At 47.0% G+C, this 20,442-nt stretch carries 22 protein-coding genes and 1 other RNA gene; 5 read left to right on the forward strand and 18 right to left on the reverse strand.

Features of this window, described 5'->3' with window-relative positions; genetic code table 11:
- Positions 1-18: 18 nt before the first annotated feature.
- From ftsH to VX941_00825, 18 genes are all read right to left on the reverse strand, one after another.
- Positions 19-1,920 carry an ATP-dependent zinc metalloprotease FtsH gene (gene ftsH, locus VX941_00740; GenBank protein ID MEE2931935.1) on the reverse strand — a complete coding sequence of 634 codons (1,902 nt, stop codon included), beginning with the start codon at positions 1,918-1,920 and terminating at the stop codon, positions 19-21.
- 86 nt (positions 1,921-2,006) lie between these two features.
- Entirely contained in the window at positions 2,007-3,395 is a 1,389-nt protein-coding gene (gene tilS, locus VX941_00745) for a tRNA lysidine(34) synthetase TilS (GenBank protein ID MEE2931936.1), read from the reverse strand.
- 3 nt (positions 3,396-3,398) lie between these two features.
- Complete coding sequence (gene ybgF / locus VX941_00750; GenBank protein MEE2931937.1) at positions 3,399-4,397, reverse strand: tol-pal system protein YbgF; 999 nt, start codon at positions 4,395-4,397, stop codon at positions 3,399-3,401.
- Positions 4,398-4,512: 115 nt separating this feature from the next.
- A complete protein-coding gene (gene pal, locus VX941_00755; GenBank protein MEE2931938.1) occupies positions 4,513-5,034 on the reverse strand; it encodes a peptidoglycan-associated lipoprotein Pal in 522 nt (173 codons plus the stop codon).
- A 145-nt stretch (positions 5,035-5,179) separates the two neighbouring features.
- On the reverse strand, positions 5,180-6,523 hold the full coding sequence (gene tolB, locus VX941_00760) for a Tol-Pal system beta propeller repeat protein TolB (GenBank protein ID MEE2931939.1): 1,344 nt from the start codon (positions 6,521-6,523) through the stop codon (positions 5,180-5,182).
- Positions 6,520-7,383: a hypothetical protein gene (locus VX941_00765; protein MEE2931940.1), complete on the reverse strand. Its 864-nt coding sequence runs from the start codon at positions 7,381-7,383 to the stop codon at positions 6,520-6,522. Before VX941_00765 ends, tolB begins: the two co-directional genes overlap by 4 nt.
- Positions 7,384-7,392: 9 nt before the next feature.
- Positions 7,393-7,806, reverse strand: coding sequence for a protein TolR (tolR, locus tag VX941_00770; protein ID MEE2931941.1), 414 nt, complete (start codon positions 7,804-7,806; stop codon positions 7,393-7,395).
- Between the two features lie 66 nt (positions 7,807-7,872).
- Positions 7,873-8,604, reverse strand: a complete 732-nt coding sequence (gene tolQ, locus VX941_00775; GenBank protein ID MEE2931942.1) for a protein TolQ — start codon at positions 8,602-8,604, stop codon at positions 7,873-7,875.
- 22 nt (positions 8,605-8,626) lie between these two features.
- Positions 8,627-9,040, reverse strand: coding sequence for a tol-pal system-associated acyl-CoA thioesterase (gene ybgC, locus VX941_00780; protein ID MEE2931943.1), 414 nt, complete (start codon positions 9,038-9,040; stop codon positions 8,627-8,629).
- Positions 9,033-10,088 carry a Holliday junction branch migration DNA helicase RuvB gene (gene ruvB, locus VX941_00785; protein MEE2931944.1) on the reverse strand — a complete coding sequence of 352 codons (1,056 nt, stop codon included), beginning with the start codon at positions 10,086-10,088 and terminating at the stop codon, positions 9,033-9,035. The genes ybgC and ruvB overlap by 8 nt, the downstream gene beginning before the upstream one ends.
- On the reverse strand, positions 10,085-10,729 hold the full coding sequence (gene ruvA, locus VX941_00790; protein MEE2931945.1) for a Holliday junction branch migration protein RuvA: 645 nt from the start codon (positions 10,727-10,729) through the stop codon (positions 10,085-10,087). Before ruvA ends, ruvB begins: the two co-directional genes overlap by 4 nt.
- Positions 10,690-11,205, reverse strand: coding sequence for a crossover junction endodeoxyribonuclease RuvC (gene ruvC / locus VX941_00795; protein MEE2931946.1), 516 nt, complete (start codon positions 11,203-11,205; stop codon positions 10,690-10,692). Before ruvC ends, ruvA begins: the two co-directional genes overlap by 40 nt.
- Positions 11,206-11,218: 13 nt before the next feature.
- Positions 11,219-11,968, reverse strand: coding sequence for a YebC/PmpR family DNA-binding transcriptional regulator (locus tag VX941_00800; GenBank protein ID MEE2931947.1), 750 nt, complete (start codon positions 11,966-11,968; stop codon positions 11,219-11,221).
- A 444-nt stretch (positions 11,969-12,412) separates the two neighbouring features.
- A complete protein-coding gene (locus VX941_00805; protein ID MEE2931948.1) occupies positions 12,413-13,231 on the reverse strand; it encodes a TIGR00282 family metallophosphoesterase in 819 nt (272 codons plus the stop codon).
- Positions 13,232-13,247: 16 nt separating this feature from the next.
- Positions 13,248-13,826: a 5-formyltetrahydrofolate cyclo-ligase gene (locus VX941_00810; GenBank protein MEE2931949.1), complete on the reverse strand. Its 579-nt coding sequence runs from the start codon at positions 13,824-13,826 to the stop codon at positions 13,248-13,250.
- 10 nt (positions 13,827-13,836) lie between these two features.
- Positions 13,837-13,994, reverse strand: a non-coding RNA gene (gene ssrS / locus VX941_00815) — 6S RNA.
- Between the two features lie 6 nt (positions 13,995-14,000).
- Complete coding sequence (locus VX941_00820; protein MEE2931950.1) at positions 14,001-14,366, reverse strand: cell division protein ZapA; 366 nt, start codon at positions 14,364-14,366, stop codon at positions 14,001-14,003.
- Between the two features lie 28 nt (positions 14,367-14,394).
- On the reverse strand, positions 14,395-14,631 hold the full coding sequence (locus tag VX941_00825; GenBank protein ID MEE2931951.1) for a hypothetical protein: 237 nt from the start codon (positions 14,629-14,631) through the stop codon (positions 14,395-14,397).
- 241 nt (positions 14,632-14,872) lie between these two features.
- On the opposite strand from VX941_00825, the gene tkt reads away from it, so the two are divergent.
- The 5 genes from tkt (at position 14,873) to VX941_00850 (ending at position 20,432) form a co-directional block, all read left to right on the forward strand.
- Positions 14,873-16,876, forward strand: a complete 2,004-nt coding sequence (gene tkt, locus VX941_00830) for a transketolase (GenBank protein ID MEE2931952.1) — start codon at positions 14,873-14,875, stop codon at positions 16,874-16,876.
- A gap of 121 nt (positions 16,877-16,997) precedes the next feature.
- The gene (gene gap / locus VX941_00835; protein MEE2931953.1) at positions 16,998-18,005 is read left to right on the forward strand and encodes a type I glyceraldehyde-3-phosphate dehydrogenase; all 1,008 of its coding nucleotides are present in this window, start codon (positions 16,998-17,000) and stop codon (positions 18,003-18,005) included.
- A gap of 53 nt (positions 18,006-18,058) precedes the next feature.
- A complete protein-coding gene (locus VX941_00840) occupies positions 18,059-18,424 on the forward strand; it encodes a hypothetical protein (GenBank protein MEE2931954.1) in 366 nt (121 codons plus the stop codon).
- Between the two features lie 96 nt (positions 18,425-18,520).
- Positions 18,521-19,441 carry a class I fructose-bisphosphate aldolase gene (locus VX941_00845; protein MEE2931955.1) on the forward strand — a complete coding sequence of 307 codons (921 nt, stop codon included), beginning with the start codon at positions 18,521-18,523 and terminating at the stop codon, positions 19,439-19,441.
- A gap of 133 nt (positions 19,442-19,574) precedes the next feature.
- On the forward strand, positions 19,575-20,432 hold the full coding sequence (locus VX941_00850; protein ID MEE2931956.1) for a TauD/TfdA family dioxygenase: 858 nt from the start codon (positions 19,575-19,577) through the stop codon (positions 20,430-20,432).
- The last annotated feature ends 10 nt before the right edge of the window (positions 20,433-20,442 follow it).

The raw sequence follows: 20,442 nt of genomic DNA on the forward strand, positions 1-20,442 counted from the left end.
ACATTTTATTGCAATTTATTAACTATTTTGTGGTTCAGGAGCGGGACCCACACCACCCGTATTAGGCACAGAAGAGCGAACATTGTCAGCCACAGATTGCTCGTCGTCGGCACGTATTACCGGGTCACCGCGCAAAGCAACCGGGATTTCATCGCCAGTTAATGTTTCATACTCTAGTAAAGCATTAGCCAAATTATGAAGCTCATTTATTCTCTCTGAAACGATTTTACGAGCGGTAGTTTCGCCTTCCTCAACAAACTTCCGAACCTCTTTGTCTATTATGCTCGCTGTCTCATCGGACATGTTTTGCCTCTGGGTAACGGAGTGACCGAGAAAGACTTCCTCTTCATTTTCTGAATACCTGAGTGGCCCGAGTGCATCGGAAAAACCAAATTCAGTCACCATCCGGCGCGCTAGGGAAGTTGCTTGATGTATATCATTGGAGGCACCGGTAGTAATCTTATCTTCACCAAATATCAGCTCCTCAGCAACGCGGCCGCCGAATAGACTAGCCAAGTTCGCCTTGAGTTCCAAAATGGATTGGCTCAACTTATCGCGCTCTGGCAAAAACATCGTAACCCCCAGAGCCCTTCCACGTGGAATAATGGTTACTTTATGAACAGGATCATGGCCCGGAACTTCCAACATGACCAAGGCATGCCCTGCTTCGTGATATGCTGTTAGCTTTTTTTCGTCTTCAGTCATTACCATTGACCGTCGCTCAGCACCCATCATCACTTTATCTTTTGCTTCTTCAAGCTGAGACATAGATACAGCTCGGCGATTTTTGCGTGCTGCCAAAAGCGCTGCCTCGTTCACTAGATTTGCTAGATCCGCACCTGAGAACCCAGGTGTTCCTCGCGCAATAACCTTCGGGTCCACGTCTGGAGTCAATGGTACTTTTCGCATATGGACCCTAAGAATTCGTTCTCGCCCTAGAATGTCGGGGTTTGGAACAACAACCTGCCGGTCGAACCTTCCAGGCCGCAATAAAGCCGGATCTAAAACATCTGGACGGTTAGTAGCTGCGATCAAAATAACACCTTCGTTCGCCTCGAATCCATCCATCTCAACGAGAAGCTGGTTTAAAGTCTGCTCCCGTTCATCATTTCCACCGCCTAAGCCCGCACCACGATGTCGCCCGACTGCATCAATTTCATCAATAAATACTAAGCATGGTGCGTTTTTCTTAGCCTGTTCGAACATATCGCGAACCCGCGATGCGCCGACTCCTACAAACATTTCTACAAATTCTGATCCAGAGATGGTGAAAAATGGGACATTAGCTTCACCAGCTATTGCTCTCGCAAGTAACGTTTTTCCAGTCCCCGGCGGGCCAACAAGAAGCATACCTTTTGGAATGCGCCCCCCTAGGCGTTGAAATTTGTGAGGGTCCTTCAAAAAATCGACGATTTCCTCTAATTCTTGTTTAGCCTCTTCAATGCCAGCAACGTCTTCAAACGTCACCCGCCCGCTCCGCTCCGTAAGCATTCGCGCTTTTGACTTTCCAAATCCCATTGCACGACCACCACCAGACTGCATTTGGCGCATGAAGAAAATCCAAACACCTATCAACAGGAGCATTGGGAACCAATTAAGTAAAACAGCAAAAAGCGTGGGCATGCCTTCCTCAGGAGGCTTCGCTTCAACTGTAACACCATTTTTTATCAGCCTGTTTATTAATCCGGGATCTTCGGGCGCTATAGATGTAAACAAACTGTTGGAGTTTTTGTAAGTTCCGAATATTTTATTTTCTTGAATTGTGACCTTTGCAACTTGCCCCTTGTCTACATCACTGAGGAATGCAGAATATGGAACATCAGTTGTAGTGTTCCCTCCCTGCGGACGCTGGAACAGGTTAAAAAGTCCGAACAATACCACTAAAATAACAGCCCAAAGAGCTACATTACGACCAAACAGCGCATCGTCTCCTTATGAAATAACAAAGAACTAGATTAACAATCTTCAAAACAAACCTCAGTTAGTACCACCACCCGCCACAATTGTCACGGCAACGTGTTGTTTCGGGTAAACGCATTCACCGCATTTACACCGACGATGCCTTTGGTGCCGAAGGACGCTTCAGAGAGTGGCCTTCTAGGCTGAAAAGACGCCTCAAAAGAAATTCCCTCTGATTCTGTCGTTTGCAGTAGCGTTCCTATAACATTGGGCACTAAAGCCTCCCCGTCAAGGCCTGTCAATAACGGTAATGCTTGCCAGAAAGGAATTGGTATTCGCTCTTTTATGTAAGCGCCAAGATTAGGCGGTTTTTGACCATCAGCCAGAAAAAACTTTGATATTCGATTAGGCGGTCCTGTCATTAGAAACCTGCCATCCCACAGCCATTTCTGACCAATTTCAGAAATTTCAGCTCTATTAATTTGCTCGCGATATATGAAAATAGAGCCATCTTTTTCACGCATTTGACAACCACAAAGCGTGCGACAAAACTTCCTTTCGCCTTTCTGGCTCATCACCAAAGACTCGTAACAGTCAACTAATTGTTCGCCACGAGGCGCGTAAAGTTTTCCGCCGACTGTACGCAACACCCGCCCCAAGGCTCTTAGTGCTACTTCGCGAGAGCTTTTCAGGATGGGTTGCGGATTTAGCCGTGCATATCCCTCAGGGAGCACAACAACTGACTCTGCCATAAGAACAGCTGTTTCATCCTCTAATGCTGCTCGTGCTTCCGCCATGCGCGTCGCTACCTTAAACAACCTCTGAGTATTTCCGCCCTCCCGCGCAAGCTCCGGCAATAAAGCCCGAATCCGAACTCGCTTGAAAGCCATGTCTTCGTTTGAGGGGTCTTTCACATAGGTTTGCCGTTCCGACCTTAAATAGGCAATGAGACGAGATTTGGGAACAGACAATAATGGTCTCAATATCCGGCACGCCTCACGCTCTGCAATCGGAGCCATACTCGCCAGACCATCGATGCCACTACCACGCATTAAATTTAGAATAAGGGTTTCAGCCTGATCTTCTTTTTGATGACCCACACAAAGATGCAAAACACCCCTTTCTCTGCACCAATCCCCCATCAGACGATATCGTTCGGAACGAGCCACATTTTGTAACGATGGAGTGGACTTTGTGATATTAGCGCACAAAATTTCACTTTCGAGCCCTCTTTCTGCAAGCCAACTTTTTACTGTAAATGCTTCATCGTGTGACTCTTCTCGAATACCATGATCGACTATTAAAGCAGTTACTCTTCCACCGTTGACCTTGGTCCATTTATCGAGCAATAGAACCAGCGCTAAGCTATCTGCACCGCCTGAACACCCCACGGCTAGATGCGGTGAATGTTCGAAAGGTCCGACCGCCGTCATAAGCGCCTCGAACTCATCCGAAGAAACCTCCGAGTGAAAATTAGGACTAGACCCGACATTCATCGATTAATTACATTTATTCTGTTTAACGGCATCTTTTGCGTTACGTGTCAGACGTGAACCCGAATTGGGATAATCTTTCAGCAACTTCAACCAAGTAGCGCAAGCTGATTTCTTCTCTCCTACCGAATTAAGAGCTTTACCCAATTTTAAGAGATTATCCGGCGCTTTTTTACTCTTCGGGTAACGACGATACCCATCAAGGAATACCCTTGCTGCCTCAGCATATTGTTTTTGATCATAATATGTCTCTCCCAGCCAGTACATCGCGTTTCCCGCAAGCGTATGTTTTGGATTTTTCCGAATGAAGGCTTTGAGTGACCGCGCAGCATTTTCGAAATCGCGTTTTTTTAAAAGACCAAAAGCGTATGCATACTGTTGACTTGGAGTGCCATCTGGTAAAAGCTCTAGATTAGTGGAATTTGCAGGCGTGAGAACCTTAAGAGGCCGTTGCACCCCGGCCGATGATTGAATTTTTGGCTTTTCTTTAAGTCTAGCTGGACTATTGGCCATATCACCCGACGAGATAGTTCCAAGGGTTTTCTGACCGGGTTTCAAACCGCGCGTCGAGGAAACAACATGCTCCGGGGCAACAGGTGGTTTTGATTCTCCAAAGGACTGGCTCACACCAGTTTTTATTTCGATGGCGCGAAGGCGCAAATCCACATCGGAAATAAGACGTTGCAACCTATCTTCATCACGGCCTTGACTATTTTCGATTTCTTCTAACTTCCCAGTCAACGTCATAATTTGTGATTCTAAAGACTGCAGCTTTAAATGCAGCCGAGATACTGCATCAGCAGGCAAAGAATTCGAAGGTCCTACTTCCCCGGGTTTATTGGGTTGGCCACCGCCGGATCCTGAGTAAACATATCGTTGCAGGTCACGTATATCTTGCACCAAGCGGCGCAAATCGTCGGCGTAATCTTTATTCTCTTGTGCTCCCGCTGTGTAACCAGATACCAGTATAAAACCCACAGCGAGCGTAAAAACTGCCTTAAACATCTTCCCGCTCCATCGACCACAGAATGATATTGAGCAATTAAGGCCGTTTTATGGCATGGGAGGGCGCAGAGCAACGTGGCGCTGCACGCCCTCTGCACCAAACCTCAAGCCTATGCTAGTTCGAAGAAGCACCTTTTACCGAGGATACAGACCTTCTATTCTGCGACCAAGCCCAATCGGTTGACCCTGGCACTGCAGGACGAGATTTACCGTAACTTATGGTTTTAACTCTGTTCGCAGCGACACCGACGCTAATGAGATAATCTTTGACAGCGTTAGCACGGCGCTCACCCAAACCCAAATTATACTCGGTCGTGCCGCGCTCGTCACAATGGCCTTCAATGACAAGATTGACACTATTGTGTTTTTTCATCCACGCCGCCTGTTTCTTAAGTGTTGATATACTTTCAGAGTTTAAATCGGCTTTATTTGTACCGAAAAATACCCTATCACCAACGTTCACAACAAAATCTTGCTGCGACCCTGGCACTGCTGCAGGGGCAGGCGCGGTCCCTCCACTAGGCGACGACGTGGCGGCGTCCCCGGAGCCTGCCGTAGAGCCCGTTCCCTCCGACGGCGTTTCACAGCCGGCGACTATGGATAGGGCGGCTAAAAGACTTAAGACTTTAAGTTTCATTTTCAAAACCCCCTGAGTGTGATGGTAAGACGATATGCCTACCATATAGCACATGACGCTAATATTACTATTTATCTAAGAGCAGTTCTATCTCTTAACAGCTTAAACCACGTAGCTCTACGAAGAAACCCCAAGATGAACTTTTTTATGGTAGCAATGGTGACCACGCAGGATGCGCAGCCTCACCTGGCGTTACTACCCTTCGAAGATTATGGCCTGTAAGATCGACAGAGTAGATATAGCTCTCACCGCCGCCACCGCCGCGTTCAGTTCTTTTTTTCCGAAAAAACATCAACACACGACCATTGGGAGACCAAGTCGGACCTTCGTCTAAGAAACTCTCACTTAGCATACGCTCACCAGATCCATCAGGCCTCATTACGCCAATGAAAAAACGACCTTTGTACTGCCGCGTAAATGCTATTAGGTCTCCTCGAGGCGACCAAACTGGGGTTGAATACCTGCCCTTACCAAAACTTATACGTTTTGCATCGCTATCGCTTTTGCTCATGATGTAGATTTGAGGGGAACCACCGCGGTCGGAATTAAACACTATGCGCTTGCCATCCGGGGAAGCACTAGGCGATGTATCGATGGCCGGGTGCCGTGTTATTCGCCGCGCACGCCGAGTACGCAAATCCATCAGATAAATATCCGAATTACCATTTTCGGCATGTGACATTAGCACTTCATTACCATCTGGCGTAAAGCGCGGAGCAAAGGTCATACCTTTAAAAGTGCCGAGAATTTCTTGTCTGCCTGTTTCGATATTAAAAAGATACACGCGTGGAACGTCATTGAAAAATGAAAGATAAGTGATTTCTTGTGTCGTTGGCGAAAACCTTGGAGTCAGCACCAATGCTTGCCCATCTGTTAAAAATCTCTGGTTAGCACCGTCCTGATCCATAATTGCTAACCGCGTAATTCGCCGTGTCTGGGGACCACTTTCCGCTATGTAAACAATCCTTGTGTCGAATATACCGGTCTCACCCGTAATCCGCTTGTAGATTGCATCAGCAATGATGTGGGAAACACGGCGCCAGTTATCTATCTTGGTAAAGTATGCAAGACCAGTCATTTGCGTTTCAGCGACTACATCCCAAAGTCTAAATTCAACACGAAGTCTACCATCATCTTGACGCTTCACATTTCCACTTACAAGCGCCTGCGCGTTGATCACCCGCCAATCATTAAATTCAATCTTTGAACTCAAAGACTCCGGTTGTTGCAAAAAAGCCTTTCTGTCTATTGGCTTAAAAAGACCCGAGCTCTCAAGATCAGACGTTAACACCTGAGCTATATCAGCCCCAACCTGGCGTTCTTGGCCGGATGAACCATGAAATTGAGTGATTGCTATAGGTATTGGGGAAACAACGCCCTGGGTGATATCAATCCGTACTTCGGCGGCGGCAAAAAAGCCATAAAATGTAAAAGCCACGAAAATTTTACTCGCAATACAAAAAGTTAATCTATTCGTAATATTTTTCATCGTCCGAGCATCTCTCTTGGGTCAAAGACTATTGTCATGGTTTTGAATTGTTCATACTTGTCGAGTGGAAATTTTAGTTGACGGCAACGCGGATTGAGGACAGCACGATACGCGCTCTCGACTGCCGCCCTGAAATAAGGATCCGATGCTGCACGCGCCTTGTCTATAACATTTACCGTTTGAACCGTGCCGTCGGGTGTTACGTACAAACGCAGCTCGACAGTTAATTCTTCCGCATTCTTTGCGCCAACCGGCGGATTCCAGCACCGCTCGATTTGCCGACGTATAGCATCTTTGTCGTTTTGTGTGACCCTCCCCAAAATACTTGCAAGCTGGTTCGGTTTTCGGTTTGCGGCCACAGACTTGTGTTTCTCCAATACATTCAGAATATTTTTGTCGAACGCTTTCACCTGTTTTTTCTTCTCCGCTGGTTTTTTCTTCTCTAATTTTTCGACAGACTTCAACACCGATGCAAATAGGTCTCGTGGAGGCGCCTTTGGCTTCATGCGTGGGCGAGGGGGGGACTTTGGCTGTGACCGTTCCTCTGCTTTTTGTCTTGGGGCTGGTTGCACTGGTTTTTTTGAAGCTTTCTTTTCCACCATATTTGAGGGCAAAGGCACAGCAGCTGCCTCGGCGGAGGACGGAGGAAGTGATGGCCGAGGGGCAGCAGACACCGTGGACCGCTTCTTGGGCAATTCTTTTTCTACCCCCGGTTTCTTGGCCTCCAACTCGCTTACAACCTCTATTTCGATAATCTGTTCTGGCTCGATAATCGGTCGGTCGACTGCAGGCAGACCTGCCCAGCCCAATAAAACTACTGATAGATGCAGAAGAACAGAGATGATAATGGGTGTACGCATTAGGGTGGTTCATTTCTTTCGCTTTTTATTTCGGTTCATATTTTTTCTTCTGGTCGGCAGCTGCGCAAGAAGTGAAACTTTTTTAAAACCCGCAGCACTTACAGCACCCATAATTTCCATAACATGACCATATTCTAGGGATTTATCACCTCTTACAAAAATCCTAATTTCCGGATTGGCGTCTGTGACAGCAATGAGACGTGGAATAAATTTTTCTTTCGAGACCTTAGCTTTTTGAACGAAAATTTCGCCCTTCGAATTTACAGATATTACCAACGGTTCATCTGTCTTGTTTAAGACTGCTGCTTTGGTTTTTGGCAAATCGACAGGTACACCCACCGTCAACAGAGGCGCCGTCACCATAAATATTATAAGCAACACAAGCATGACATCAACGAACGGTGTCACATTAATTTCCGCCATTGGCGAACGCCTAAATCGAGATCCGGATCTTGAAAAGCGACTGGTGTCTTGCAGAGATGCGCCCACTTAGCTTTTCCCCTCATCCAAACGACGGGACAGAATAGCACTGAATTCCCCTGCAAATGCCTCAAGCCGGCTGCCATAGGTGCCAAGCTCAGATGTGATTTTGTTGTAGCCAACAACTGCTGGAATCGCCGCAACAAGACCTAATGCAGTGGCTAGCAGAGCCTCAGCAATTCCAGGCGCAACCACAGCAAGGCTTGTTTGCTTGGTAACAGCTATTGCTTGGAAACTATTCATTATACCCCAAACTGTTCCAAACAGGCCCACGAATGGCGCAGTGGAGCCTACTGACGCAAGAAACGTCATATATCGTTCCAATCTTTCCATTTCGCGTCCTAATGTAACTTGCATTACGCGATCAATGCGTTGGCGCAAAGCCTCAGCTACCGATTGTTCAATCTTTCCCTTTGATAACGCCCTACGCCATTCACGCATCGCTGATGAGAAAACTGCCGCCATTGGATCATGAGGATTTTGTCCTATCCGCTCGTAAAGATCGTCTAGTGAACCGCCAGACCAGAAAGCATCTTCAAACTTAAAGGCCCTTTTTTCAAGGTTGCGCATTCGCAAAATCTTTTCGATTATGATAGCCCAAGTCCATACCGAAGCAGCTATGAGCGCAACCATTACTGCTTTAACTACCCAATGAGCACGCCAAAACAGGCTCATTATCGAAAGGTCGGCCGCCTCTCTGGAGCCGGGCAAGGTCACAGCATCAATTACGGTTTGTTCCAATTTTTGTGCTCCTTTCACTTCGCTAGGTTAAGCCAAACGAACTGACCGATTCTCGGATTAGTTTTGGCAAACGGGTTGGCCGTCCAGCCTTGTTGAGGCATGCCATTTGGACGTTCATCTCAACCAGTCTATCGCTCTCCCTATATACCTCTTGGATCATGGTCATTGTGGCACCGCCAATTTTGGCTACGCCAGTGCGCACCTCGAGCATATCGTCAAGTTTAGCAGGAAGTCTGTATTTTATCGCGCAACTACTAACCGCAAACGAAACACCGAATTCAACCATCACTTCAATATTCCCGGAGCCAATCGAGCGTAATAACTCACTACGAGCCCGTTCTGCGAACTTAAGATAATTGGCATAATAAACGATGCCGCCAGCGTCGGTATCTTCGTAGTAGACTCGGGTTGTGTAGATATGCGGCAGGCTACCCATCACCACCCCCCTGCGTATCTAGTAAACTCAATTGCTCGATTGCTTTTGACGGCGCCTCTAAGCCAAGACGCTGCCATGTTTGACTTGTAAGCATACGCCCGCGTGGGGTGCGTTGCAGCAATCCTTTTTGAATAAGGTAAGGCTCTATTACTTCCTCGAGAACATCACGCTGCTCCGCCAAGGCAGCAGCTAAGGTCTCAACCCCGACCGGCCCACCGCCATAATGCTCAGCGATAGCCGTAAGATATCGATGATCCATCCGATCTAATCCCGCAGAATCCACACCCAGCTTTTCCAATGCAGAATCTGCAGCATCTGCATCTACTGTTTTTGCCTCGGCAACCATCGCAAAATCCCGAACTCGGCGCAATAACCTGCCGGCAACACGCGGCGTACCGCGACTTCGTTTTGCAATCTCACTAGCCCCATCGATAGTCAGGTCCATCTGCAGAAGACTAGCGCCACGTTCTACAATTTTAAGTAATTCTGACTCCTCATAGAAATTCATCCGCATCTGTATGCCAAATCTTTCGCGTAAAGGCGTTGTGATCAATCCAGATCGGGTTGTTGCCCCAACCAAAGTGAACTTTGGCAGATCAATGCGAATGGATCTTGCTGCAGGGCCCTCGCCAATCATCAAATCGAGTTGGAAATCCTCCATTGCCGGGTAGAGGACTTCCTCAATTGCCGGGTTGAGTCGATGAATCTCATCTATGAATAAAACATCGTGGGGCTGCAAATTCGTCAGAATGGCGGCCAGATCGCCCGCCTTCGCTATAACTGGGCCGGATGTGGCTCGAAACCCTGCGCCCAACTCGCGAGCAACTATTTGTGCTAATGTCGTTTTACCCAAACCGGGCGGGCCAAAGAGCAAGGTGTGATCGAGTGCCTCGCGGCGTTTTTTAGCAGCATTTATAAAGACCGAGAGATTTTCTCGTACAGTCTGTTGCCCTATGAATTCGCTAAGTTCCTGCGGACGCATTGTATTTTCGGACCGGTCCTCGGTGGCAAAATCAGTGGTTACGGCGCGGTCTGCCGTGTCGCTCATTGACTAAGCTCCTTTAAGCCAGATTTAATTAGATCATCTAAACCAATATCTGCCCCTAATGTTTGCGAAGCACGTGATACCGCTTCAATCGCCTGCATGCGCGAAAACCCAAGGTTCACGAGTGCAGACACCGCCTCCCTGTCAAAACTATTAATGCTTTTCTCCGACAGTGCAAAGTCCGAGATTTGCCCATCAACCGCAAGCTTGCCTATTTTATCATGAAGTTCAGCAACTATACGCTGCGCGAGTTTCGGGCCGATTCCGTTAGCCTGTCCTACGATTGCTTTATCTTTAGCTACCACTGCATCCGTCAGTTCCTTGCAAGTGAGAGTAGTCATGATAGACAGTGCTACTTTAGCACCAACGCCTTGCACTGTTGTTAGCATCCGGAACCAATCACGTTCGGTAACATCGTTAAACCCGTAGAGATGAATGTGGTCTTCCCGCACGTGAGTTTCGATCTGCAGTGTTACCATTTGGCCAAGTGGTGGTAATCCAGACAAAGTACGTCCAGAACAAAAAACAATATAGCCAACGCCACTAACATCTATGGTTGCCCAATTTTCACCCAATGTATCGAGGAGCCCTGTAAGCTTGCCAATCATGTTAATACTCTCTGCAAAGTCATATTCTTTTCCCAACTCATCTCGGTCTCTCGGGTGTTAGCGTGACAGATTGCGACCGCCAACGCATCAGCTGCATCTGCGCTAGAAAATTGACATCCGGGTAAGATCCGCCCAACCATCATTTGAATTTGTTCTTTGCTAGCGTGCCCTGCCCCTACGACCGACTTTTTAATACGATTTGCAGAATATTCTGCTACGGTCAGACCCGCCAACGCAGGCGTTAAGACAACCACGCCTCGCGCCTCGCCCAACTTGATTGTAGATCGCGGGTTCTTATTTAGAAAAGTTTCTTCTACCGCCGCTTCGCTTGGTTTATGGCGGCAGATTGCTTCTAAAAGCCCATCGTGAAGTACACGTAAACGTTCGCCCAACCCATCTTTAGGGCGAGGTCGTACCGTACCATCGGCAACATAAGTTAGATGATTAACCTCAACATCGATGACTCCCCAACCTGTATTTCTAAGACCAGGATCCAAACCAATAATACGCATATTCCTTAAAGCCCTATGCTGTTAATTTTTCAATGACATCATCGGCAATTTCAAAATTTGCTGAAACGGTTTGAACATCATCATTATCATCAAGTGCTTCAAAGAAATTGAGCAGCTTTGGCACATCGTTGTCATCGACTTGAACGGTATTTTGTGGCCGCCAGACCAGCTTCGCCGATTGTGGCTCACCAAAATTAGTCTCCAAAGCGTTTGAAATAGCGTGTAGTTCAGTTGCTGTGCAAATTATCTCATGGCTTTCATCGTTCGTAATAACATCTTCCGCACCGGCTTCTAGAGCCGCCTCAAACATGGTGTCAGAATCTGCTTCACTCAACGCGTAACGAATCTCACCTACATGGTCGAAAAGAAAACTTACGGCGCCCGTCTCAGCAAGTGACCCTCCATGCTTGGAAAAAATCGCGCGCACCTCAGATGCAGTCCTGTTACGATTATCTGTGAGGGCTTCGATAACAATTGCAATACCGCTTGGACCATAGCCTTCATACCGGATTTCCTCAAAATCATCACCCTCACCGCCTCCAGCACCTTTTTTTATGGCTCTTTCCATGTTGTCTTTCGGCATGTTACCGCTGCGGGCGGACGCAATAGCTGCACGTAAACGTGGATTGGAAGATGGATCATCTCCACCCATTTTTGCTGCAACTGTTAGCTCCCGCCCTAACTTAGCGAATAGCTTGGCGCGTTTTTTATCCTGCGCTCCTTTGCGATACATGATGTTTTTAAATTGTGAGTGACCTGCCATGCTTCAAATTCCACTTAAAAAATCGTGTATAACAACATACAGAGATTAACCCCTTCATCTATACCAAATATGGATATAAAAGGCATATTATTTAACTTGGGTAGAAGTTTATTGTGTCAATAATGAGGTGGTTGAGATGCGATTTTGGATTTTAAGGGGTTACGGAACGGCCAAACTCCGCTGCAAGGCTAACTTCTGAATGCCGTGGGCTTGGGCCCCAGACTAATAACATGAACTTTTTCTTATCCCTTACTAGATGCGCCGACTTCTTTTTCTAACCAAGACCACCAAGAGCGTCTTGTTTCGACTGAAAACAACTGGCATCCTGAACTCACAACTGTAATGGACTCAATTAATGCTTTTTGCTCATTCAACACAGCATAGAAACAAAAAGCCACGAGAAGCCCTGTAAATCGCATTGCGACTACTTTTGGCAGACCTAGGTCAAAGAGTAGGTATATGGTTTTGCAATCTACCTCCAATTCGGACGGGTTCTATGCGAGAAGCAAGTCCGGTGGATGGATCAGTCTCAAAGAAAGTTCCGCACAAGGTGGCCTCCCCATTCGCTGGAGATAATCGAACTCTCGGGAATCTTCGATAAAAATTGGCTATTGAACCATCTTTTTGCATGCCAATTACAGAATCATAGTCACCGCACATCCCCGCATCAGCTTGAAATGCCGTACCACCTACTAAAACATGGGAATCGGCCGTCGGCACATGAGTATGCGTGCCAACAACCAAACTAGCATGCCCATCAGCAACGTGTCCCAGAGCCATTTTTTCACTGGTTGCCTCTCCATGCACATCGACAATAATTGCTTCAAAACCCGCTGATTTTGGTGTTCCCAAGGGCAGTTCGCCCTCTAAAGCCGAGAAGGGATCGTCTAGCAGCTCCATAAATAATCGGGCCATAATGTTTATGACCTTGATTTTCCGACCTGACCCGTCAGTATAGATGCCCATCCCTCGACCAGGCGTCTCTGCAGGAAGGTTTAATGGGCGCAATAAACGTTTTTCTTGTGCAATGTAAGGAATGATTTCAGGTTTATCCCAACTGTGGTTGCCGCCCGTTATAACATCCACTCCGATTTCGAAAAGTTCTCCACAAATCTTTTCGGTTATGCCGAAGCCGTGAGCCGCGTTTTCTGCATTAGCGACAACAAAATCCAGTTTTAAGGCACGCCTTAAACTAGGCAACTCTCTCGAAACCACGGCGCGACCGCTTCTAGCTACGATATCGCCTAAAAACAAGACCCTCATTACAACCTACCCATTACTAGACCCTTACTTTTCTATTGTTAGCCTCAGTTACTATCCAATCAAGCCTTTGATCACTTGAACATGTCGGAACTTCGTTTATCTCTTGGCCAGCATAAGCTATCCCAACAGCTGTGACTTTTTTTTCTTTTCGAAGCTCCGCGAGCGTACGATCATAATAACCACCCCCGTAACCCAATCGCCCTCCTGCAGAATCGAACGCTAGAAGCGGTATCATCAATATATCTGGCGCAATAAGAGCGGAGCTTCCAGCAGGTTGCAGGGTGCCGTATGGGCCCTTTACTAATTGCATATTTTCTGACCAGCCTTGAAACACAAGCCTCTTTTGGTCGGAAATAACAGCTGGCAATGAAACTGCGATCCCAGCACACGATAATTTTTGCAAAAGAGGCTTAACATCAAATTCAGTAGAAATTGGCCAATAACCCGCAATGCTACCATCGCCAATGATAGTCAACGCCTCCATGAAATTTTCTGCAAGGTCCGCGGCAGCGCTGGTGGCACTGGCTGATAACAGAGCTCTTTTTTTCTTTGAATAAGCCCTTATTCGGATTTTCTGAGCCGCTACATCGATCATTACCAAGAAAAACACCGCCGCGACGGCCGTTGATCGAGTACATCCTCATGGGACCTGGATAACCAGGTGGGTACCATATGCTGGAGCCACGACCCCAACAGGGACAGTTCCCTGAGAAATGTTATCGCCCCCGGGATATTCGAGACCTCACGAACCGCGCAGCGGATAAACATTCTATACCTCGGTATCTTCGAGCTTGCTAGCAAGAGCTTCAATACGCTCTAAACATAATTCCAAAGAATCAATTGTTTTTATATCCTCACCAGAGGGTGTTTGCTGCCCCTCGAGTCTGGTGAGCAGGTCAACATCTGCCTCTCCTCGTTCGGCTGATAGCGCGGCGTATGCATCACCCAGTTCATCAGCAACTAACAAACTTGCCATCAAAAGCAACCTATTCTCACCTACCTGACCTACTGACCCCGCAATCTCAATCACACGCTTATCGATATATTCAGCCAGGCGAGCTAAATGCTCCTCTTGGCCATCTTCACAGGCAATAACGTACTTTCTGCCATTAATCGTGATCGATAAATCACTCATACTTTCTCTTATTCCGCTCAGATTAATTTCAGCCGTCGTTTGTCAGAATACAGTTCAATCGCTTAATGATAATCCCTACTCGATCGGCCATCTTTTCGTTCTGCAATCGCAGCTGCGCGCATTCTTCCCGAGCTTCGTCTAACTGACGCACACAATGCTCCTGATTAGAAACGACTGATACAACATCCGACTTTTTCAAAGCTACCTGCTCAAGGCGTTCCGTTACATTTTCTAATCTATCGCGTATTTCAGCCAGACGTGACATTGATTAACCCATAGTTTATTGATTGGTTCTTCGACACAGCTACATTGGAGCAATAAGAAAAAGCTACTAGCAATTAATTGCAAGTGTTTTTGCACTAATTGTTTTGTCAAGTTCAACTTAAGATAGTTTTCACAAATAAACCTCACTTCACCAAGCAAGAATTGTTGACGGTTCTTAGGCAACGCGGCATGCTGTAAAAATCAAATAAGATATTAATCATAAGCCACACAGCATACAACATATGACAGATAACTTAGCTATTAATGAAGCTGAACCAAGCCACACGGAAATGGCAAATGCTATCCGAGTGCTATCGATGGACGCCGTTCAGGCAGCGAATTCCGGGCACCCCGGAGCGCCAATGGGAATGGCTGATATCGCTACCGTATTGTTCACTCGCTTTTTAAAGTTCGACCCTAGCAATCCGGACTGGGCTGATCGAGATCGTTTCGTTCTTTCGAATGGCCATGCGTCAATGCTGCTTTACAGCTTACTGCATTTAACAGGCTACGAGGACATGGGCGTTGATCAATTACGCACGTTTCGTCAACTCGGTAGTCGCACAGCTGGCCATCCTGAGTTTGGCCATGCGGCAGGTGTGGAAACCACGACCGGGCCACTAGGACAAGGCATCGCAAATGCAGTCGGAATGGCAATTGCCGAACGACTTTTAAATGCGCGCTTTGGTGATGAAATTGTCAACCATCGCACATATGTATTCGCCGGAGACGGTTGCCTCATGGAAGGCGTGAGCCACGAGGCTATATCACTTGCTGGACATCTCAAGTTAAACAAATTGATTTTACTTTTTGATGACAACCAAATTTCTATAGATGGCCAGACCTCAATCGCCGTAAGCGATGATCAACAAAGGCGGTTTGATGCTGTTGGATGGCACACACAAGCTGTTGACGGCCACGACCCAGAAGCGATCGCAGAAGCAATCGATAATGCCCAAAAAGAGGATCGACCATCGATGATAGCGTGTAAAACAGTAATAGGGTACGGGGCGCCCAATAAACAAGGAAGCGAAGTCACACATGGTGCGCCGTTGGGTAATGAAGAGATTGCGGCAACGCGAGAGCACCTAAACTGGCAATATGACCCTTTTGTTATTCCTGAGGCAGTTTCGAACGCATGGAGTCGTGCCGGCGCGAGATGCCAACAAGAATTCCAATCATGGAGCATGCGCCTAGATGAGCTAGACGAGAAAACAAGAGATCAATTTGAATGTCGAATGGCTGGAGACTTGCCCGAGCAATGGACTGAAGCAATAATAGATTTCAAAAAAGAAGCAGCAGCCAAGCAAGACCGGCTGGCGACCCGGCAGGCGTCTAAGCTTACACTTGATGCACTCAGCCCAGTGATTCCCGAATTAATAGGTGGTTCAGCTGATTTAACTGGGTCCAACCTCACTAAGGCCAATGATATGAAGCCCATCAGCCCTCATGATTTCTCGGGCAACTACATTTATTACGGAGTACGGGAACATGGCATGGCGGCAGCAATGAACGGCATGGCACTTCATGGAGGCGTTATTCCTTATGGAGGTACTTTTCTGATATTCACTGATTATTGCCGTCCTTCAATTCGCCTCTCAGGGCTCATGGGGCAAAGAGTCATTTACGTAATGACACACGATTCTATTGGACTGGGCGAAGATGGCCCTACTCATCAACCAGTAGAACATTTGGCTGCGTTGCGAGCTATTCCAAACGTAAGAGTATTCCGACCAGCTGACGCAACTGAAACGGCTGAATGTTGGGAGCTAGCATTAAAGTGTGCAGCAGGCCCGTCTATAATCGCATTAACCCGACAGGGTGTTGCGTCGGTCCGCAATCGATTCTCCTCAGATAATTTAGCCAGCAAGGGTGCGTATATTCTTAGAGAACCAGATGGTGATCGTCAGGCTACAATAATAGCTACTGGATCAGAAGTTGAGATTGCGTGTGCAGCTCGAAAAAAATTACAAAACGATGGGATTGCAACGGCTGTAGTTTCCGCACCCTGCCTTGAATTATTTGACCAACAGGATGAAAAATATAAAGAGGCGATACTCGGGGTGGGGCACCCCAAAGTCGCCGTTGAAGCGGCGGTGGGATTCGGCTGGGAACGCTATGTAGGCTCAGATGGTATATTCGTTGGAATGACGTCATTTGGGGCCTCAGGGCCAGCCGAAGACCTATACACCCATTTTGGCATTACACCCGAGGCAATTGTTGGTGCAGTGAAAAGTCGCATTTAATTATGGCTGTATCCTCTATGCTTGAACCTCGCCGTCATTCAGTTTACATCAGCGCCACAGTTTAAATAAAGTAGCAGGATCCATCAGTAAAAGGCCGGCTAGTAAATTTGGGGGAGTTCCTATGGTAGTGAAAGTAGCAATAAATGGATTTGGCCGCATTGGCCGTCTGGTTTTGCGTGCTGCTTATGAAGCGGATCGCAATGATATAGAATTTGTAGGAATAAATGATCTGGGTTCGGTCAAAGCCAACGCTCATTTGCTCAAATATGACACGGTGCACGGTATCTTCCCCGGAGACATTACTACAGGAGATGATTGGATTGATTTAGGTAAAGGCAAGATCAAGGTCACAGCTGAACGTGACCCTAAAAAACTGCCTTGGGGAGAATTGGGTGTTGATGTAGCCCTTGAATGTACCGGTATTTTTGTCAGCAAAGAAGATGCATCAATGCACATAGAAGCTGGTGCCAAAAAAGTCCTCATATCCGCACCAGCGAGCGGCGTTGATCTGACGTTGGTGTATGGAGTAAATAATGATCAGCTTTCTGCTGAACATAGCGTGATTTCAAATGCTTCATGTACTACTAACTGCCTAGCACCTGTTGCCTACGTTCTGAATAATGCAATTGGCATTGAACAGGGTTATATGACAACTATTCATTCGTTTACCGGGGATCAGCGGACTGTTGACACACTACACAGTGACCTCCGCCGGGCACGTTCCGCCTCAGAGGCCATGATCCCAACTTCAACGGGTGCAGCAAAAGCCGTCGGATTGGTGTTGCCCGAACTGGACGGGAAACTTGATGGAACGGCCATACGTGTCCCAACTCCGAACGTTTCACTAATTGATTTCAAATTCAACGCAAGCCGCACTACAACTGTTGAAGAAATTAACGATGCCATTGTAAAAGAAGCAAATGGCAAGCTTAAAGGCGTTCTGGCAACTAACGAAGCGCCTCTAGTCTCGGTTGATTTCAACCATAATCCCGCAAGTTCAGTGTTTGATTTAACACAAACCCAAGTTATTGAGGGATCTTTGGTCAGAGTTTTATCGTGGTATGATAACGAGTGGGGTTTCTCAAACCGTATGTCTGATACAGCAGTTGCACTGGGGTCATTAGACTGAGCGGACTTCATAAAGCCGTAACTATTCATAGCCTGGCACATGTGAGGCTGGCATTGAGTGTAGCATCAGCTATTCCAAGACCAATTTTATTATTGAGTGCGCTTGGTGCGGCCGGAACAGTTGGCCCAGGTTGGTTCCAAGCTGTTATAAGAAAGGGTAAGAGCGAATTTCCGGATGTGATCGTGAAGGCAATGCTCGATTGCGGAGACAGCCCCGGGCACGCTCTAGCAGCTTTGCGGCAGGGAGTTGATTATATTCGCTTTGATGGTATTAGTGCCGATAAAGTTGCAGATATCGCCCTTCAAACTGATTCCAAGCTTATTCGCACCCGCCCCGAATCACTCGACTTCTATCACTTAGAGTTAACCGGCCAAAAAATTGACACGGCGTGTCGAACATGGCTTTTGGACGCGAATTGAATACCTTAGCAAGGATTACTCTGACAAGTTGAAAATACTCTCTGGCTCTTGTATTGCTCAATCAGAAAATTGAATCATAATCGATAGGGAATGAGCATGAAAGTTACTCAACGTGTCAAAAAAATACTGGCCAATTATGAAAGCGATTGCGCCGGAACGAAAGCCAACCTAGCGCGTATTCTCATGCATGGACGTCTTGGAGGAACCGGCAAATTACTCATTTTGCCCGTCGATCAGGGGTTTGAGCATGGCCCTGCTCGAAGCTTTGAAAAGAATCCGCCGGCATACGACCCTCATTATCATTTTCAATTGGCCGTAGATGCCGGGCTTTCGGCATATGCCGCGCCACTCGGAATGATAGAAGCAGGAGCTGACAGCTTTGCTGGTGCAATTCCAACTATTTTGAAACTCAATAGCTCAAACAGTCACGCCACGTCTAAGGACCAAGCCGTTTATGGCAGTGTAAATGATGCCTTAAGACTTGGCTGTTCCGCTATCGGTTTTACTATTTATCCAGGTTCAGATGACCAATTCGAATTAATGGAAGAATTTCGGGAGCTTGCAGAGGAGGCTAAGGCGGTTGGCCTTGCTTGTGTATTGTGGTCGTATCCGCGAGGTGGAGATCTTACGCGCGAGGGAGAAACAGCCATAGATGTTTGTGCGTACGCTGCACATCTAGCTGCCGAATTGGGCGCACACGTGATAAAAGTGAAACCACCTACTGGTGTGCTTTTTCAAGCAGAAGCTAAGAAAGTATACGAAGACAACGGAGTGGACATCTCAACGTTGGCTTTGCGCATAGCGCATGTAATTAAAGCGACTTTCAATGGCCGGAGGATAGTAGTCTTTTCAGGAGGTGAGGCTAAAGATTTGGATGGCGTTCTCAAAGAAATACGCGAGGTGCGAGATGGAGGTGGTTCAGGCTCAATAATAGGGCGCAATACATTCCAACGCCCGAGAGGAGAGGCTTTGGAAATGCTGAGCACCATAATTAAAATTTATCAAGGGAAAGCCTAATATTCCTTGCTCAGCTTTGCTTATCTTTCAAAACGTCAGCTTCCGACAATGTCTGCTATCTTGCCTTAAACAACGTATAGTAGGATATTGAGCTAGTACAATTGATTTCTTTGGCTTGATTGGGAGGAGCCTAGTGGCATACGAGACAATTTCAATTGAACCCATCGCAGGATCATGCGGGGCAGAAGTTTCGGGCGTTAATCTTGCAAAACCTATGAACCGCAAAACATTCACCGAGATTTATGAGGCCTGGTTGAAATATCAAGTGCTGTTTTTTCGAGATCAGAAAATCACTTCGGACCAATTTTTAAAATTTGCAAAAAAATGGGGCGGCATTCATGTCCATCCTTTTGTGAGAGGACTTCGCCGATATCCTGAAATACTTGAAGTTAAGAAAACTGAGACTGATACCTATACATTCGGTAATCGTTGGCACACTGACCAGATGTTTGCACCGCGGCCAGCAAAAGCAACCCTATTGTATGCAAAAGAAACCCCGACAGTCGGAGGGGACACTCTGTACGCAAATATGTATGACGCATACGAAGCCCTATCCCCGGGCATGAAAAAAATGCTTGAGCCAATTAGAACGTTTAATGTTGGTGACGGGAACAAACGCAGTGCCAAATATGGGAACCGTGAAAACCGTTACAAAGGCGCGAGTGCTAAACCAAAGGTGCCCCCAAAGGGGGTTAAAACAAACTCCCAACATCCTCTTGTTCGCACGCACCCAGAGACGGGAAGAAAGGCGCTTTATATAGGTGTGCATACGCAGGAATTGGTTGGGTTTTCTGGAGAGGAAGGAAATTTTTTAATTGACATGCTACGTAAGCACTGCACGAAAGAAGAGTTTATTGCGCGTTTTAAGTGGCAAAAAGATTCAATTGCAATCTGGGATAATCGTTGTCTACAACACTACGCCGTCTCGGATTATCCGGGTCAAAGGCGTCGCATGCATAGGATAACCATAAAAGGTGACAAACCCCGCTAGCAACATTGCG

It is taken from the genome of Pseudomonadota bacterium (genome assembly GCA_036339585.1).
Taxonomy (GTDB): Bacteria; Pseudomonadota; Alphaproteobacteria; order UBA8366; family UBA8366; genus UBA8366.

What these genes read in the sequence shown, in the direction of transcription:
- tilS (MEE2931936.1), bottom strand. Translation starts at nt 3,395, where the DNA reads ATGAATGTCGGGTCTAGTCCTAATTTTCACTCGGAGGTTTCTTCGGAT.
- ybgF (MEE2931937.1), bottom strand. Translation starts at nt 4,397, where the DNA reads ATGTTTAAGGCAGTTTTTACGCTCGCTGTGGGTTTTATACTGGTATCT.
- pal (MEE2931938.1), bottom strand. Translation starts at nt 5,034, where the DNA reads ATGAAACTTAAAGTCTTAAGTCTTTTAGCCGCCCTATCCATAGTCGCC.
- tolB (MEE2931939.1), bottom strand. Translation starts at nt 6,523, where the DNA reads ATGAAAAATATTACGAATAGATTAACTTTTTGTATTGCGAGTAAAATT.
- VX941_00765 (MEE2931940.1), bottom strand. Translation starts at nt 7,383, where the DNA reads ATGCGTACACCCATTATCATCTCTGTTCTTCTGCATCTATCAGTAGTT.
- tolR (MEE2931941.1), bottom strand. Translation starts at nt 7,806, where the DNA reads ATGGCGGAAATTAATGTGACACCGTTCGTTGATGTCATGCTTGTGTTG.
- ybgC (MEE2931943.1), bottom strand. Translation starts at nt 9,040, where the DNA reads ATGGGTAGCCTGCCGCATATCTACACAACCCGAGTCTACTACGAAGAT.
- ruvB (MEE2931944.1), bottom strand. Translation starts at nt 10,088, where the DNA reads ATGAGCGACACGGCAGACCGCGCCGTAACCACTGATTTTGCCACCGAG.
- ruvC (MEE2931946.1), bottom strand. Translation starts at nt 11,205, where the DNA reads ATGCGTATTATTGGTTTGGATCCTGGTCTTAGAAATACAGGTTGGGGA.
- VX941_00800 (MEE2931947.1), bottom strand. Translation starts at nt 11,968, where the DNA reads ATGGCAGGTCACTCACAATTTAAAAACATCATGTATCGCAAAGGAGCG.
- VX941_00805 (MEE2931948.1), bottom strand. Translation starts at nt 13,231, where the DNA reads ATGAGGGTCTTGTTTTTAGGCGATATCGTAGCTAGAAGCGGTCGCGCC.
- VX941_00810 (MEE2931949.1), bottom strand. Translation starts at nt 13,826, where the DNA reads ATGATCGATGTAGCGGCTCAGAAAATCCGAATAAGGGCTTATTCAAAG.
- VX941_00820 (MEE2931950.1), bottom strand. Translation starts at nt 14,366, where the DNA reads ATGAGTGATTTATCGATCACGATTAATGGCAGAAAGTACGTTATTGCC.
- VX941_00825 (MEE2931951.1), bottom strand. Translation starts at nt 14,631, where the DNA reads ATGTCACGTCTGGCTGAAATACGCGATAGATTAGAAAATGTAACGGAA.
- tkt (MEE2931952.1), top strand. Translation starts at nt 14,873, where the DNA reads ATGACAGATAACTTAGCTATTAATGAAGCTGAACCAAGCCACACGGAA.
- gap (MEE2931953.1), top strand. Translation starts at nt 16,998, where the DNA reads ATGGTAGTGAAAGTAGCAATAAATGGATTTGGCCGCATTGGCCGTCTG.
- VX941_00845 (MEE2931955.1), top strand. Translation starts at nt 18,521, where the DNA reads ATGAAAGTTACTCAACGTGTCAAAAAAATACTGGCCAATTATGAAAGC.